The sequence below is a fragment of the uncultured Methanobrevibacter sp. genome (assembly GCF_902771435.1).
In the GTDB taxonomy this organism is placed as follows: Archaea; Methanobacteriota; Methanobacteria; order Methanobacteriales; family Methanobacteriaceae; genus Methanocatella.
The window spans coordinates 23,190-38,259 of the sequence record NZ_CACXXB010000002.1 but is presented as its reverse complement, the minus strand read 5'-3'; the positions used below and the strand labels follow the sequence as shown (position 1 = coordinate 38,259).

At 35.0% G+C, this 15,070-nt stretch carries 23 protein-coding genes; 3 read left to right on the top strand and 20 right to left on the bottom strand.

Translation table 11 applies throughout. The annotated features are described in order from the left end of the window. Positions 1–46: 46 nt before the first annotated feature. Together QZU83_RS00735 and QZU83_RS00730 are read right to left on the bottom strand one after the other, a co-directional pair. Positions 47–868 carry a PfkB family carbohydrate kinase gene (locus QZU83_RS00735; protein ID WP_295609041.1) on the bottom strand — a complete coding sequence of 274 codons (822 nt, stop codon included), beginning with the start codon at positions 866–868 and terminating at the stop codon, positions 47–49. Between the two features lie 15 nt (positions 869–883). Beyond that, a complete protein-coding gene (locus tag QZU83_RS00730) occupies positions 884–1,732 on the bottom strand; it encodes a cation diffusion facilitator family transporter (protein ID WP_295609040.1) in 849 nt (282 codons plus the stop codon). Positions 1,733–1,852: 120 nt separating this feature from the next. Here QZU83_RS00730 and QZU83_RS00725 point away from each other — a divergent pair, with 120 nt between their 5' ends. Next, positions 1,853–2,032: a hypothetical protein gene (locus QZU83_RS00725; RefSeq protein ID WP_295609039.1), complete on the top strand. Its 180-nt coding sequence runs from the start codon at positions 1,853–1,855 to the stop codon at positions 2,030–2,032. Here the strand turns inward: QZU83_RS00725 and QZU83_RS00720 are convergent. The 18 genes from QZU83_RS00720 to cbiM all read right to left on the bottom strand — a co-directional run bounded on the left by QZU83_RS00720 (position 2,024) and on the right by cbiM (position 13,861). Continuing rightward, positions 2,024–2,713 (bottom strand): HisA/HisF family protein, encoded by a 690-nt coding sequence (locus QZU83_RS00720; protein WP_295609038.1) that lies wholly within the window; start codon positions 2,711–2,713, stop codon positions 2,024–2,026. The genes QZU83_RS00725 and QZU83_RS00720 overlap by 9 nt on opposite strands. A 620-nt stretch (positions 2,714–3,333) precedes the next feature. After that, positions 3,334–3,618, bottom strand: coding sequence for a DUF3194 domain-containing protein (locus tag QZU83_RS00715; protein WP_295609037.1), 285 nt, complete (start codon positions 3,616–3,618; stop codon positions 3,334–3,336). Between the two features lie 33 nt (positions 3,619–3,651). Beyond that, positions 3,652–3,999: a prefoldin subunit beta gene (locus QZU83_RS00710; RefSeq protein WP_295609036.1), complete on the bottom strand. Its 348-nt coding sequence runs from the start codon at positions 3,997–3,999 to the stop codon at positions 3,652–3,654. A 34-nt stretch (positions 4,000–4,033) separates the two neighbouring features. Beyond that, positions 4,034–4,300, bottom strand: coding sequence for a KEOPS complex subunit Pcc1 (locus QZU83_RS00705; RefSeq protein WP_295609035.1), 267 nt, complete (start codon positions 4,298–4,300; stop codon positions 4,034–4,036). After that, a complete protein-coding gene (locus tag QZU83_RS00700; RefSeq protein ID WP_295609034.1) occupies positions 4,293–4,781 on the bottom strand; it encodes a Brix domain-containing protein in 489 nt (162 codons plus the stop codon). The genes QZU83_RS00705 and QZU83_RS00700 overlap by 8 nt, the downstream gene beginning before the upstream one ends. 42 nt (positions 4,782–4,823) lie before the next feature. Beyond that, positions 4,824–4,955, bottom strand: coding sequence for a DNA-directed RNA polymerase subunit P (locus QZU83_RS00695; RefSeq protein WP_082706360.1), 132 nt, complete (start codon positions 4,953–4,955; stop codon positions 4,824–4,826). Positions 4,956–4,958: 3 nt separating this feature from the next. After that, complete coding sequence (gene rpl37A / locus QZU83_RS00690) at positions 4,959–5,228, bottom strand: 50S ribosomal protein L37Ae (RefSeq protein ID WP_295609033.1); 270 nt, start codon at positions 5,226–5,228, stop codon at positions 4,959–4,961. 262 nt (positions 5,229–5,490) lie between these two features. Continuing rightward, positions 5,491–6,978 carry an IMP dehydrogenase gene (gene guaB / locus QZU83_RS00685; RefSeq protein WP_295609032.1) on the bottom strand — a complete coding sequence of 496 codons (1,488 nt, stop codon included), beginning with the start codon at positions 6,976–6,978 and terminating at the stop codon, positions 5,491–5,493. Positions 6,979–6,991: 13 nt separating this feature from the next. Next, a complete protein-coding gene (locus tag QZU83_RS00680) occupies positions 6,992–7,705 on the bottom strand; it encodes a (5-formylfuran-3-yl)methyl phosphate synthase (RefSeq protein WP_292824451.1) in 714 nt (237 codons plus the stop codon). A gap of 100 nt (positions 7,706–7,805) precedes the next feature. After that, positions 7,806–9,008: an LUD domain-containing protein gene (locus tag QZU83_RS00675; RefSeq protein ID WP_295609031.1), complete on the bottom strand. Its 1,203-nt coding sequence runs from the start codon at positions 9,006–9,008 to the stop codon at positions 7,806–7,808. Continuing rightward, positions 8,995–9,666, bottom strand: coding sequence for a (Fe-S)-binding protein (locus QZU83_RS00670; RefSeq protein WP_295609030.1), 672 nt, complete (start codon positions 9,664–9,666; stop codon positions 8,995–8,997). The genes QZU83_RS00675 and QZU83_RS00670 overlap by 14 nt, the downstream gene beginning before the upstream one ends. A 3-nt stretch (positions 9,667–9,669) precedes the next feature. Continuing rightward, positions 9,670–10,017 (bottom strand): DUF2304 family protein, encoded by a 348-nt coding sequence (locus QZU83_RS00665; protein ID WP_295609029.1) that lies wholly within the window; start codon positions 10,015–10,017, stop codon positions 9,670–9,672. Between the two features lie 9 nt (positions 10,018–10,026). Next, a complete protein-coding gene (locus QZU83_RS00660) occupies positions 10,027–10,731 on the bottom strand; it encodes a glycosyltransferase family 2 protein (RefSeq protein ID WP_295609028.1) in 705 nt (234 codons plus the stop codon). Positions 10,732–10,743: 12 nt separating this feature from the next. Further along, positions 10,744–11,202 carry a riboflavin synthase gene (ribC, locus tag QZU83_RS00655; protein WP_295609027.1) on the bottom strand — a complete coding sequence of 153 codons (459 nt, stop codon included), beginning with the start codon at positions 11,200–11,202 and terminating at the stop codon, positions 10,744–10,746. Between the two features lie 137 nt (positions 11,203–11,339). Further along, on the bottom strand, positions 11,340–12,173 hold the full coding sequence (locus QZU83_RS00650) for an ATP-binding cassette domain-containing protein (RefSeq protein ID WP_295609026.1): 834 nt from the start codon (positions 12,171–12,173) through the stop codon (positions 11,340–11,342). 9 nt (positions 12,174–12,182) lie between these two features. Further along, positions 12,183–12,869: a cobalt ECF transporter T component CbiQ gene (gene cbiQ / locus QZU83_RS00645; RefSeq protein WP_295609025.1), complete on the bottom strand. Its 687-nt coding sequence runs from the start codon at positions 12,867–12,869 to the stop codon at positions 12,183–12,185. 55 nt (positions 12,870–12,924) lie between these two features. Further along, complete coding sequence (locus QZU83_RS00640; RefSeq protein ID WP_295609024.1) at positions 12,925–13,185, bottom strand: energy-coupling factor ABC transporter substrate-binding protein; 261 nt, start codon at positions 13,183–13,185, stop codon at positions 12,925–12,927. A gap of 10 nt (positions 13,186–13,195) precedes the next feature. Then, positions 13,196–13,861: a cobalt ECF transporter S component CbiM gene (gene cbiM / locus QZU83_RS00635; RefSeq protein ID WP_295609023.1), complete on the bottom strand. Its 666-nt coding sequence runs from the start codon at positions 13,859–13,861 to the stop codon at positions 13,196–13,198. A 199-nt stretch (positions 13,862–14,060) separates the two neighbouring features. Between cbiM and pyrF the strand changes: the two genes are divergently transcribed. Continuing rightward, positions 14,061–14,708, top strand: a complete 648-nt coding sequence (gene pyrF / locus QZU83_RS00630) for an orotidine-5'-phosphate decarboxylase (RefSeq protein ID WP_295609022.1) — start codon at positions 14,061–14,063, stop codon at positions 14,706–14,708. Positions 14,709–14,795: 87 nt separating this feature from the next. Beyond that, positions 14,796–15,038 carry a DUF5654 family protein gene (locus tag QZU83_RS00625; RefSeq protein ID WP_295609021.1) on the top strand — a complete coding sequence of 81 codons (243 nt, stop codon included), beginning with the start codon at positions 14,796–14,798 and terminating at the stop codon, positions 15,036–15,038. Positions 15,039–15,070 lie beyond the last annotated feature (32 nt).

Here is a 15,070-nt window from a genome sequence, read left to right as displayed (position 1 = left end):
AATTAGATAATTAAAAAAAGAGTTTAGTAATACTTTAAAAAAATATCTATTCATTTTTACAATAGGGACCATGTCTTTCGATTTTTTGACTGGCGATTGATGAAGCAAATCTGCCTGCATTTTCAGATGATTTGGACCGTAATTTACTTGAAATATAAGCCGCCATATATGTGTCGCCGCAACCGGTGGTATCCACAACATTAACACATTCCACAGCATCTATTTTTATCTCGCCGTCACCGACTATTCGAGACCCCTTACTTCCGTTAGTTATGACCATCTCATCTACATCAAGGTCCGAACCAATGATGCTTGCTTCTGCCTCATCCAGAAATATTGAAGAGGCACCCTCTAAAATAGTACTTAATTTATCAAAGTTATCTAATTTTATAGTGTAATTTTCATTTACTTTAACGCCGCAGACTCTCAAAAAACCCTGTATCGATAAAAACATAGGGACATTGAAAGTTTTGAGATATTCGACAGTTTCGGCTGGAAAGTCATAGCGGTTCAGGGGATTCAAAACAAAACCGTCGATATTTTCGGGCAGGATTTCCTCAAGATCTTCAGGATAAATTGGAATTCGGCAAAAATTACTCAGCTGATGCCTGACATCCCTATTGTTTTTGTCCGGATAGTTATTTTCAAAAAAATGAGTGTCCTGCTTTAAGACTATCCTGACCTTATCCGGATTTGGAAATTCAAAAGCCAATTTTTCATCATCGCAATTGACTACGGCAAGATAATCTGTGTAAAATTCCTCAAAAACAAAACTTTGAAAGTAGGTTGCACCACCTACATTGCTAGACTTTTCATCACCGATAACAACCAAATCATTTGTTACCGGACCAATAACAACCAATGTCATAAAAATACCCTAATTTCAGTTAAATTCAACAGTAATGTCAACAATATGATATTTGGAGGATATATTATAAATCTCTTTTTTAATTTCATCCCTATTTTCAAAATTATCAGCGGACAGCTTCAACGTTAAGACCGAATCGATTCCATCAAGTGACCATAGGTGAAAACCATCTATAGATTTAACACCTTCGATGGAATTGATTGAGGATTTGAGCTCATCAACATCGAAATTATCCGGTGCCTTTTGAAGAAGAACCTCAAAGGATTTGTATAAGTTTCTTGCGAGGTTGAAAATCAGCCACAATGCAATACCAATTGAAACGAAAGGATCAAGATATTGCGCACCCTTCCAAAACATCAGAACGACACTCAATATCAGAATTGCCACCCATTCAAAAATATCCCCGAGCTGATGAATCAATATTGCCTTTTCATTGAATGTTTCACCCTCATGAAGGCGATAAACTGAAAGTGACTTGAATATTATGCCTACAATAGCAACCAAAAGCATTCCTTGCGCATCAACACCTTCTGGAGAAAATAATCTTGGAATTGCCTCTGAAAGAATTATGAAAGCCATCAGGATTACAAAAACAGATATTATGACCGCTCCCAAAATTGAAAACCTTTGATAACCATATGAATATTTATCTGTTGATTCTTTTTGGGCGACACGTTCCAATAACCAGGCAAAAGCTATTGAAATAGTATCGGACATGTCATGAATGCAATCTGCAAGAATTGCCATACTGTTAGTGGCCAAACCCCCAATTATGACAATTATATTGAATGTCAAATTCATGAAGAATACAAATGCCAAATTTTTTCCTGCCTTCTTGTGATGATGATGCATATCTACACTCATTAATAAAATTATTAAAGTATAATTATAAAAAAGTTATCTAATCTGTAAACTATAAATTCTAAAGTAGAATTAAGTTATATTTATATAATTAAAAAAAGTAAATTATAGTAGTGATAAAAAATGGCGATAGTTGGAACAACAATATTTTCTCATATTTTACCTGTAATCTGCGGATTTTTCGCAATAATATTTATAATTTCCGGTTCATTAGATGACAATAAACCTAAATTAGGTTTTGGAATTGCATTATTTATTATAGCATGCATTTTCCCTTATATAGTCTTAAGGCTGTTAATCTAGAAGTTTTACTTCTCCTGAATGTAGGCTTGTGCCTATCAATACTTTTTTTATTCCAAGTGAATCCAATTCACTTAAAGATTTTTTATTCAAACCACCGGCTATTATCAGTTTATCTTTCAAATCCGCAAATTCTTCCAAAAGCTTTTTGTTATATCCCTTTTCCGTGCCGACACCGGTAATGTCCAAAAGAATTATTTCATTAGGGTCAAGCTCATTTAGAATCTGCTTAAATTCAGACAAACTCAAATCGAAGTTTTTTGAAAGAAGCTCATTGTTTTTAACATCAACACTGACAACAATTCTTTCTTTTGGATACTTTTCAAATATTTTGCGCATCTCATCAATGCTTTCAATGGTTTCGGTGGGAACGATAATCTTGAATGCATAATCAAGGAAAAACTCAAATCCCTCAAGGTTTTTGACACCGCCGTCAAACATCACCGGCAGAATAGTATTCACCATTTTTATGTCGTCGATGTTGTGGCCCACAGATTCTATCAAATCCAGATCGGCGATGTACATCTCATCTGCACCGTTTAATTTGAGACCCTGTGCTATTTCAACAGGACTGGATGATGGTGCAAAAACAGTTTTTAGTGGTGTGTATGTATCTCTCATACCTGATTTGCCGCTTACGGCCTGGTGCTGTTTCAAATCAATAACTGGAATTTTCTTAATCATAATAATAGTTAGAATATCAAAGTATAAAAAGATATAAAAAAATTCAAGGAGGTGAAGGAAGCCAATGTGTTTTTTAGCCCCCTTCGAGAATATAAAAATAATGATCAATTTAAGATTAATAACAGAGACGTTATGAACCTCTACTTATAGTTTTTAGTCACATAGTATATAAATGTTACTCTATTTTAGAAAAATTAAAGTATACTTGAATAAATAATTTTTAATTATTATAAAAAAATTAAATCAAAAATATAAAAAATATGATATTCAATTAAACAAAATAAATATAAAACATGAAAATCATAAAACGCACTTTTTTTAAGCGATTAAAGTTAGCGAAATTTAATAAAATTAGGTTGATAAAGTTAAATTGAATTAATTCAGTTTGAAGTAACAATTAGAGGGAAATTGAAAGATAGTATTAATCATTTTATATAATTGCTAAGCTATTGTGTTACTTCAAACTAATTAATAATGCAATTAATATGGCTGAATCATAATCGTCATTGCACAATATAAATATTGTCAACTAGTAGTATAAATACTTTTTTATAAAAAAGTATTACTATATTTGATAAAAATTATAAAAAAAGTATTACTACGAAATTAAAAAAAAATAATTAATCCCTGTAATTCTCATCGATATAGGAATCAAATTTCAAATAAGCACCGTCAATAGCTTTCATGATTTGGTCCTGGTTAATGTCGGAAAGCGCATCGAACAAGACGCCTACATCCACATCAACGTCCAACTGGTCATTTTCATAATTGATAATGATATCCAAATCCAAATCCTCGACTTCCTTGGTTGAAATGTTTTTGGAAACTTCACGTTCTAAAATCTCACCGAAGTCATCAGAAATAGTTGATAAATCATCTTGGGATAATTTTTTGAGTTTTGACATGTTAATCTAAAAAAAGAAAAGAAAGTATTAAGCCTATTGGCCCATACCTTGCATAGCAGCTTGGATAGTAGCTTGCATTTCTTCAAGTTTTTTCATGACCCTTTCTTCTTGACGGGACATGGTTTGTTTTCTTAACTCGAGAGTTTCCAATTTGTCTTCCATATCTGCTAATGCGTCTGCATATTCAACTTTAATAAGTAAAGTTCCAGCTTGTTTGAATACTTCAGTAGTTTCATCAGCTTTTTTGAGTTCTTCTAATGCTTTTTCAGTTTCTTGAATTTGAATTTCAACATTTTGAACTTGCATGGTTACTGCTTGAGCTTGTTGTTGTAATTGTTGAAACTGATTTAATTGGTTTTGAATGTTTTCAGGAATCTCCATAATATCACCTATTTAATTATTTTTATAAACGTTATTAGTTTGTTAAATTATTTATTTCTAGCGCCAATTTAATCCATTTAATAGCAGAATTTACAGATGCCCTAAATGAGGTTGAATCCTCTGCATCGATATTGATCAGGATTTCACGACCATCCAGTTCGATGGTCATTGATGATCTGAAATCCGGAGCGGTTTCAAATTCCAGAATGATAGCGTCATAAATTATTTTAGCCTGTGCAGGGCTTTCAAATTCAACGGATATGTTGCTTTTGACAGATTCAAGAGGAGTTTCATCAATCATGAGGTGCCTCTAAAATCTTTTTAACGTTAATCTGGAAGTTGAGCTTCTCTCCAAATTTATTGACGAAGTTAATCTTAGCTATTAAATTTTCATGCTTAGAAATAATTATGAAATTGTCTTCTGCCCTGTCTACCAGTTCCATATCAAAAATATCGCTTAAAACATTGAGTTTATCGAAGCTGGAAACTATTTTCAATTGGGATGGCGCAATGTTAAGCTTTTCATTATTGTCCATAGAAATGCTGATTAAAAGAACAAGTAACACTTCACCCTTATTTGAATAAAAGGTTATTTTACTTGGGTTTCCTTTAATTTCATTAACAATAGCCAGGTTAATTTCATCCAATTCCAGAGCTTTCAGGAGAAGTTCGCGCATATTCATTTTTCCCCTGTTGACAGAGGTTGAATCGGTAGTGCGCGCTAAAGTTTTGCAAAACTTTCTAGTTTTTTGAGAAGGTTTTCTAGAAGTTGAAATTAACATTTAAATCAAAAATAGTAAAAAAATATGGTAAAAGCAAAGAGATTATCTTGCTTTTATAATTCTAGTAGTTTCTGGAACATTTTTAAATAAAATCCTATATCTGCATTTAGGACATTTATTTTCCATGTAGCTTTTATGGTCTACTTCTGCTCCACAACGTGGACATCTATACAAAGCCTATTCCTCCACTTTAATGTCTCTGATACTACGTGCTGCAGATTTTGCCATAGGAGTTTGTGGAATGTAAGCTCCTCCGGTGAAAACCGCACCACATTTTTTGCATTTCCAAATTCCAGCAGCTTGTCTTTTTACATAAGGTCTATCACATTTAGGACAAACATGATTTTTTTTCATGTTTTCTTCAATGATTTTAACAGATCTTTTTGCTTTTCTTCCGTATCTTGCACCGAACCTACCTGTGATACCAACTTTTTTAGTTCTTGCCATTTATATTCTCTCCGTAATAATAAAATTTAATTAATAATGTAAATTATTTTAATTTACATAGATTATCTAAAATAATCATAAAATTATCTAATATGATAATATAGTATTTACTAATATTTAAAGGTTTGCTAAAAATGAGCATTTTAAAGAAAAAACCAATGATAATCAAGAAAAAATATTATTTAGATGAGAAATTTTAATTTCCTATAAATCGTATTGCCATATTTGAAATCTCATCTAAAAATATAATGAAATTACCCAACTATTCAAGAGTTGGATAATTAGGACTTTCATTAGTAATCAACAAGTCGTGAGGGTGGGATTCCTTAATACCACTGCTTGTAATTCTAACGAATCTGGCTTTTTCTTTCATTGCAGCAATATCCTTTGCACCGCAATAACCCATGGAGGATTTTAAACCACCAACCAATTGGAATAAAATTTCTTCAATGGTTCCTCTGTATGGTACAGCACCTTCAATTCCTTCAGGAACATATTTAGTATGATTCATTTTACTTTTTTGGCCTTGGAAGTATCTGTCTGCTCCACCATCATATTCACTGGTCATTGCACCCATGGATCCCATTCCACGGTATTTTTTGTATTGCTTACCGTTCATTACAACAATATCACCTGGAGCTTCATAGGATGCCGCAAGTAAGTTACCGAGCATTACAGCATCTGCACCTGCACCAATAGCTTTTGCAACATCACCGGAGTATCTGATACCTCCATCGGCAATGACAGGAATGCCTGAATCTGCAGCTGCATCAGCAACATCGGAAATTGCTGTTAACTGAGGAACTCCGACACCTGCTACAATACGGGTGGTACACATTGAACCTGGACCGATACCTACTTTAAGTGCATCTACGCCCATGGATATCAAGTCTTCTGCAGCTTCAGCAGTTGCAATGTTACCTACACATAATTCAGCGTCAATGTTATCCTTAATGGTTTCTGTGAATTTGACCACATTCATGTTGTGTGCATGAGCACAGTCAATGGAAATGATATCCGCACCGGCCTGATCAAGTGCCATAGCCCTGTCCAAATCAAACGGACCGCATGCTGCAGCAACCAAAAAGTTTCCGTCTTTATCACGTGCGGCATTAGGATACTGGGACCTGTTCAATATATCTTTAATAGTGATAATTCCTACCAGTTTACCATCACGAACAACAGGAAGCCTTTCGACTTTATTGTCATAAGCGACGTTCAATGCCTCTTCAGCGGAAACTCCTTCTTCAACAGTGACAACATCAGAGGTCATTATATCCTTAATAGGTGTTGCAGGTTCTGATTTTAAAACAGGCCTGATATCCCTTTTGGATATGATACCCATGACTTCAGAGTTATCATCAACTACAGGCAAACCGCTGATGAGTTCATCATGCATTACTGTTTCAGCTTCACTAACGGTAGAGTCCGGAGAAATGGTTATAACATCACGGATGGTTAAATCTTCAGCATTCTTAACTTTTTTAACTTCTTCAACCTGCCTTTCAAGTGACAGATTTCTGTGAAGAACTCCAATACCCCCCTGCTGTGCCATAGCAATTGCGAGATCTGCTTCTGTTACAGTGTCCATAGCAGCACTTAAAACAGGGATGTTCAATTTAATTCCTTTACCTAATTCAATAGTAGTGTCAATATCTTTTGGTTCCACATAACTTGCATTTGGAGTTAAGAGAAAATCATCAAAAGTATAAGACATTCTTGCTTCTTGAACTTTTTTTGAATATGACATAATTTACACCTGATTAGAATGAATCCAATAATTCTTTAAGCTCAGCTACTGCAGTATGGTGTATTTTACCGGTGTTTCTGTCACCGCCAACACATGCTGCTCCCCTAATACCTACAACATCACAACCGATATCGTGCAATGGTTTCAATTGGTCTTTTTTAACGGATCCAGCAAGTGCAGTTAACAAACCATAGCTGTGAGCTTCCTCTACAAATTCTTTTAATTGATCAATATCTAAATAATCGAATAATGTATGACCGTCTTTAACAGCAGTATCCAACATTGCAAGGTCGCATCCTGCATCTTTAGCTACCTTTGGAATTTCCATTGGGCCTACTGCACCTACACGGTGAGCATCCGCATATCCTGCTGCTACAATAATAGTATCTTCACTTACATCTTTTACAGTTTTTACAACGTTTTCCATGACTTCAACCGCTTCATCATGGTCTTTTGTTCCATATAATCCAACTTTAATATAATCTGCCCCTGAAACGTGTGCACCCATTGCAGCAAGTGAAACTGTACCTGGTTTGTAAGGCACATCACCTAAAGTGGCACTGACAAGTTTGTCTTCAGGAGTCAATTCCCTGATTTCCTTTATGACCCAAGGGAAATTAGCACCCAAAGAACCCTCTTTAGGATTTTTCACATCAACAATATCTGCTCCGCCTTCAATAGATTCGAGAGCTTCTTCACGATTTATAGGACTTATTAATAGAAGCATAAATTTCCTCCAATAAAATATAATTTTATAATATAATAATATTACTTCTTTATTATTTATAATATTATTGGTTTAAAAAAAAATTTAAAAAAAAATAGCGTTAATAAGGAGAATCATTATCCCTGACATTGTCCTTGATGATGCCATGAGCCTTAGGGTAAAAACCGACATCAGTGGATAACTTTCTCATGTTTTCAATTATTTCATTTGTAGGAATTGATACCGGACAGTTTAAAGTGCACAGACCGCATAATGTACACATGTAAAGGCCTGAATTATAGCATGTCTCATCATCCTCAATGAATTTTGACATTGCAACTCCACGGCCTCCAAGGTAATTGTTAAATCCGAATTCGTTGCCCACTGCATTGTATACCGGACAGTGAACCACACAGTTTCCGCAGCCTATGCAGTACAGGCATTCTGCAGTTGCCTCGCTTCTTCCATTGTCCAGAAGTATTACTACAACCTTTTCGGCGCCGTACATGTTTTTGAGAAGTTTTTTCTCGATGTCTGCTGTTTTTGACGGTCCTGAAATTACATTCATATATGATGTAACATAGTTTCCAGTTGCAAAGATTGTTTCAAGCTTCACAACAGATATTGCGTCCTCAAGACAAGGCACTATTTTATCGATTCCAGCTACAATTATATGCAAATCCTTTAGTGAAACTATTGAAATATTGCCCTCATTGTGCACCATTACAAGGGACCCCTCTTCGGACGCTATAGCGTTGGCTCCACTTATACCTACATTGGCACTTTCAAGGCGTTTTAGAACATCTGCCCTTACGGTTTCCATAATCTCCCTGGCTTCGGGATTGACGTTTGTGTCCAGAGAATCATTGACAATGTCAGTTATTTTTGATATGTTCAAATGAGAAGCAGGTCCTGTCGGATGAACCGGCTTGTTATCTGTTTTTTTAAGCTGTAAAATACGATCCCCAAGGTCAGTTTCAACAACGTCAATGTTTGTGTCCTTGAGATGATTTTTAAGGTCAATTTCACCTAAAGTGTTTGACTTGGCTTTAGCTATTGTGGTGCAGTCATATTCTTCAAGCAGTTCATCAATGATATTCAAGGCATCTTGTGATGTTTTGGCTATTTTAAAGTCAATATCATTGCGTTTGAATGATTCGGTAGCCTGATTGAATAGCTCATCATTATTTTCAATGGAATATTTCTTGATTTCCCTAACTCTTTCAGTTAGCCTTTTGGTGGATGGTGAATCCTTAATGGAACTTGACCTTTTTTTGACAGTGTTGAAGGATTTTCTCATTGTTTCAAGTTCACTGCTCTCCATTTACATCACCATACTTTACTAAAAATTCTGTTAAGTCCAAAACTTCAATATCATCATTTTCAAGATTCAGCTTGCAAAAGGGACATGGGGTAACCAGTGTTTTGCAGCCGGTTTCCTTTGCCTGGGCAATCCTTAAAGATGCCATCTGATCGGCAATTTCGGGATAGGCTGATTTTACGCCTCCGCCGGCACCGCAACACAGACTGTTTTCACGGATATTTTCCATTTCAGTAATGTCTGCAACGGATTGAATAACATTTCTGGGCTCATCGAAAACGTTGCAGTGTCTGCCCAGGTGACATGAATCATGATAAGTGACATTCAAATCCCTTTTGGAGAAATTAAGTTTGCCGTTGCTAATCAGTTCATCCAAAAGCTGTGAGATATGTATAACATCAAGACCTTCATAGTCCTCCTTTAATGTCTTATAGCATCCTGCACAGGAAGTGATGATTCTTTCTCCTTTAAGGATTTCAGTGTTCTTTTTGATTTGATTTTGAGCCTCATCAATAAAACCTGTTCTGAGCAAAACAGATCCGCAGCATTTTTCATCATCCAAAGTGTGAAAATCAACACCTGCAATTTCAAGAAGTCTTTCGGTAGCTTCTGCAATGTCCGTCTGCTTTTCCCTTGCAGTGCATCCTCTAAAATATAACATGACCTATTCCTCTTCGTCGTCAAGAGTGATTTCATTTTGTATTGCTACCTGTTTTACAACAGTATTCAAATCATTCTGCAGTTTATCCACAATAAAGTAAAGTCTTAAGACAGTGTAGAACAATATTATGAATACTAAAATGATAATAAAGTCTAGACCACGGGTTATTCCGACCAATTTAGCAAATTGGTTACTTAAATTCGGGAAAAGTGAAAATATTGCTACAACAATCCAAAAAAGAGTCCACAATACTGTTGTGATTATTGAATTTTTTCCCTTCAAATATCTGAATGCAAACCACACTATGGCCATGATGGAAATTATTGGAAATATTAAAGAATATAAAAACATATTATCACCTTAAAATTGATGTCTAATCATTTGAAGCAATATTTTTATTGCCGCAGTAGCATTTGTTCCTTTTGCTTGAGTTTCTGGAGTGTAAATTGTTTCGATTGGAACCTCTGCAAATGGAATATCATTGTCATTGATTTCACGTATGAATTCTGAAGATATGAGATAACCTGAAGCGTTGATGGTAATCTTATCCAGCGCCTCACGGGTAATGGCCCTGAAACCTGTCTGTGAATCGCTTACATCAACCCTATAAAATATTCTTGTTAAGAGATTCATTATGGCATTTGCATAATTTCGGCTTCTTGGCATGTCCTTTAGAGGTCTTACGCCTATAACCGCCTGGGCCTCTCCAGTAACCAATGGCTTTATTACAGCATCCAAATCATCGGCGGAGTGCTGTCCGTCTGAATCCATACTGACAACATATTTCGGATTGAATTTCAAAACGGCATCAAATCCTGTTTGTGTAGCAACACCCACTCCACGATTAATCATCAGAGAAAAGACATGGATCTGATTTGGATATTTCCTTTTGGATTCCAGAATAACATCCAGCGTATTGTCTGTTGAACCGTCATTGACAATGACCATATTATATCCTTTCGCTGCAATGTCTTCAATTACAGGCTGGATTCTTGTCGCTTCGTTATATGCCGGAAGAACCACATAGGTTGCATTTTTATCTTCGGCAGTTATTTCATATTCCATTTTACACCTTTTTTATAATGGTCCTGCATCATCTTTTCCTTCACGCATTCCCATTCCAGCTTCTTTTCTCATTGCCTTTCTGTGATACATCATTTTAATCAGGTTTTGTGCATGTTCACGGGCCCTGTTTTCCGCAAGCTTTGCAAGTTCAACAGGATCTTCCTCCTCATCTTCATGGACAAATACTTCTAAAATGTGAGTGTTTGTCATTAATTGTGCATTAATCAGTCCTGTTGATGCTTCATGAGCACACATCTTATCTTTTTCCATAGGTCCAGGCATTCCAAGTGCCATTACTATATCACAGTTTTCCTCTTCAATGAGAATTTTTGCAGTTACCGGCAAGTCTTTTACGCCAGGAACTGTTTGTCTGATAATTTTTAAATCATAAGCATTGTTTTTAAGCTCATCAATAGCTGCTGCAGCCATGTCAAAGCGAGCAAATGTTGTATCACAAATTCCAATTCTCATATTAAATTCACCTTATGAAAAAATATGTTTTTAATAATATAAATGTTTAGTTAATAATCAAAAAGTATTATGAATTAATACTGAGAGTAATACTTTAGGCAGTATAATTATGAAAAAAGATTTGATTTAAAAAAAAATTAGTTTTTGTTTAACAATTCTAAAAACTTATCCTTAGCTTCATCAATTGTTAACGGATAGTCCCCATTCATGTCATATCCTTCCTTTTCAAGATCCTGGAATAATTCAGTGACAATAGGAACTTTCAAATTAGCTTGTTCTAATATTTCAGGTTTTGCGAAAATCTCTTTAGGTGTACCTTCTGCAATTAACAGACCATCAACTAAAACAAAGACACGTTCAGCATAGTTCGGAACCAAATCCACTTCGTGAGTTGAAATTACAATTGTAATTCCTTCATCGTTAAGTTCCCTTAACAACTTGGATAAGTCAACAACACCCTGAGGGTCTAGACCTGCAGTAGGTTCATCCAAAACCATTACTTCAGGCTTCATTGCAAGAATTCCAGCAATGGCAACACGTTTCTTCTGACCTCCACTTAAATGATGGGGTGCCTTTTTCTCAAATCCTGACATGCCCACACGAGCCAGTGCATCCTCAACTCTATCCTGAACCTCTTCCATTGACAATCCCAAGTTGAGAGGTCCGAATGCGACATCTTCTTCTACTGTAGGGGCGAATATCTGATCATCAGGGTTTTGGAAAACGATTCCTACCTTTTGTCTGAATTTAAGCAAAGATTTCTTATCATATTTCAGTTCCTCACCATCAATGAAAACCTGTCCTTCATCAGGTTCATAAATACCATTCAAATGAAGAAACAAAGTTGATTTACCGGCACCGTTTTTACCTAAAAGAGCAACCATTTCTCCTCTTTCAATTTTTAAGCTAACTCCTTTAAGAGCCTGATATTCAGAATTATAAGCATATTTAATATTCTTTACTTCTAACATGTTATTCCTCTATTTTCTTGGTTCATAAATCGGAAGTTCACCTGTGTACCCTCTGGAGTCAAGAGAATGCTGTAATGTTTCACTTTTATCAAGAGACCTTAAAAATATTGTACTTACAAGAGCACCTAAAGACTTGAATGAAGTCCAGTATGAATGATATCCTAATCTAGAGTTTTGGGCCTTCTGCATGGTATCAATTTCATTCAGGAATATAAAAATAACATTATACATCAAAAGTGCAATTTCAATCATGACTTTAGGAACTTTCAAAGTCCTAAGACAGTGCAAAATCTTTGATATTGGTGTTGTAAGTGCTAAAAAACCTAAAATAGGCAAACAACCCAATACACGCATAAATGTATAAACCGCATAATGAAATGAATCGTCAGTGACAACTATACCGAGTATTCCTGTTTCATATATTACCTCCCCCTTTCCAAAGAAGAACAGTAAAAAGATACATGTTATAACAAGAAACGCCATTGGAATTGTTAGAAACTTAAAATATGATCTGAAGTTGATTTTAGCAATGGCCAATATGACAATAGACATTACAACAAATATGAATACATCGAAATATAGATTATCAAGTGCCAATGTAACAATTAACAAAATAATTGTTAAAAACAGTTTAACATAAGGATTGAATTCAGTCAACTCATTGTTATGTGCAATATAATCCATATCAAATTTCATAAAATCACTTTAAAAAAAAAGAAAAAAAATAAAAGAAGAATCAAGTTATTCTTCTTTACCTTGTCCCATAACCAATAATGATTGCACCTATAGCTGCTTGAAGAGCAAATAATAAACTTTCTATTTCACCACTAGGTGGTTCCCATATAGATGAAAACCAAGGTTGGAAACCTGTTCCTTCGATAACTTCACTTGCTGCATCATCAGACCCTCCAAAGTATCCGTCATCTTCTCCATGACCATTAAACATTATCAATGGTGCAATGAATAATATGATACAGACAACAGCTAAAATAATTAATGTTGATGTTTTCATTTATATCACCTTATGCTTCATTAGGAGCTAAAGCGCCTAATTTATCTAATAATTTTGGTTTGTAAGCTTTTAATCTGTCCCAGATAATTACGGTTAAGAGACCTTCACCAATAGCTAATGGCACTTGAGTTACTGCGAAAATAACTAAGAATTTAGTTAATGCTGATCCAAAACTTGGAGCAGGGAAAGCTAAAGCTAATTGGAATGAAGTAGCTACGTAAGTTAATAAGTCACCTAAAAATGCAGCAAAGAAAATTGCAATTGTTGATGAAATATTAGCTTTAGTCAAACCTTTATATACTAACCATGCTGCTAATGGTCCGACAATACCCATAGAGAATATGTTTGCACCTAAAGTAGTTAATCCACCGTGTGCAAGTAAGATTGCTTGGAATAAAAGTACGATAGTTGCAAGTACTGCAGTTACTGCAGGACCAAATAATGCTGCACCTAATCCGTTACCACAAGGGTGAGAACAGCTTCCAGTAACAGAAGGTAATTTCAAAGATGATAAGACGAACATGAATGCACCGCTTACTGCAAGTAAAGCTTTGGATTCAGGGGTTTCATCTACAATTTTTTTGATTTGATATAAACCGAATGCGACAACGATGATTGATATGACAAACCATATAATACACCAGGTCAATGGTAAATATCCTTCCATAATATGCATAAATAATTTCCTCCAAATAACCTATCAATACAATTTGATAAATAACTCAATAAAAATTTAAATTTAAATTAAAATTTATTAAAGTTTTATTGATAATGTTATTATATACCTTATTATATATAAATATTATTAGTAATACTACAAACAATATTTAGGCAAACCTAATAAATTTATTAAATAAAAGAACAAAGAGGATAATATGAACATAAAAAACAACCTGATTTTGGCACTTGACGTTGGAAGTGAAAGTGAAGCTGTTGAAATTTGCGACTCAATCAAAGACTACATTGACACCATTAAGATAGGATATCCCCTGGCACTTGCGGAAGGCCTTGAAATAATAAACAAATTAAAGGACAAATTTGGATTTCAGGTAATATGCGACTTTAAAGTGGCGGATATCGATGCAACAAACTCCAAAATATGTGATGAAACATTCAAAGCTGGAGCTGATGCAATAATATGCCACGGCTTTGTCGGATCTGACAGCGTGCAGGCATGTCTTGACGTGGCAAACAAATATGAAAAAGAACTGTTTTTACTAACCGAAATGTCCCATCCTGGAGCTAAGATGTTTCTGCAGAAAAATGCTGACGCAATAGCCCAAATGGGCGTTGACATGGGAATTACAAACTATGTTGCACCGGCCACAAGGCTTAACAGACTCGCTGACATTCGCCGAATTGTCGGTAAAGATGCATATATCATATCCCCCGGTGTCGGCAAACAGGGTGGAGACGGCAAAAGAACTTTAGAAATTTCAAATGCCATCATTGTTGGAAGAAGCATTTACGAATCAGACAATCCAAAAGAAGCATGTGAAAATTTAATCGATTCACTTGATTAAAACTAAAAATATTTTAATTAGGAAACATAAATATAAAATTGTTCTTATTATCTATAGAACACAAAATTAAAAATAGGGTGAAAAAATATGGCAAACGAAGTAACTAAAATGATTATGGAAACTATTTTGGCTTTAATCACTACTGCATTCGCATTCGTTGCAGGTGAAGCATGGAACAGCGCAATTCAAAAATTAATTGAATCATTTATCGGTAGCGGAGACGCACTTCCAAGTTTATTCACTTATGCTATCATCGTAACAATTGTTGCAGTTGTCGTTACTGTACTCATTGCTAGAGTTGCAGGTAGAATGGGTGTTGACACCGAATAAACATGTTAAAAGGAATTTCATATTCCTTTTTT